This window comes from Streptomyces tateyamensis (assembly GCF_003205575.1).
GTDB lineage: Bacteria > Actinomycetota > Actinomycetes > Streptomycetales > Streptomycetaceae > Kitasatospora > Kitasatospora tateyamensis.
In genome coordinates this window covers 1-258 of sequence record NZ_PYBW01000388.1, presented here as the reverse complement: position 1 = coordinate 258, position 258 = coordinate 1, and the positions used below count along the sequence as shown (strand labels likewise).

At 71.3% G+C, this 258-nt stretch carries 1 protein-coding gene; it reads right to left on the bottom strand.

The genetic code is table 11. From position 1 onward, the window contains the following. A partial coding sequence (locus tag C7C46_RS33865; RefSeq protein ID WP_146259358.1) for a TetR family transcriptional regulator occupies positions 1–258 on the bottom strand: 258 nt, incomplete at both ends.

The following is a 258-nucleotide window of genomic DNA, read 5'->3' as shown; positions in this document are numbered from 1 at the left end:
GCTGACCATGGCCCCCAGGTAGTGGTGGTGCCGGCGGGCGAATTTCCGGTAGGCGTCCAGCCCCTGGCGCAGGGGGGGGGCGGGAGAGGGAGGGAAAGGGAGGAAGGAGGGCAAGAGGGGGGAGAGGAGGAGAGGGGAGTGGAGCAGGGCGGCGGCCAGCCGGTCGGCCTTGGTCGGGAAGTTCTTGTAGAGGCTGGGCCCGGCGATGCCGACCGCCGCACCGAGCCGGTCGGTGCTGACGTTGTCGAAGCCGTGCTC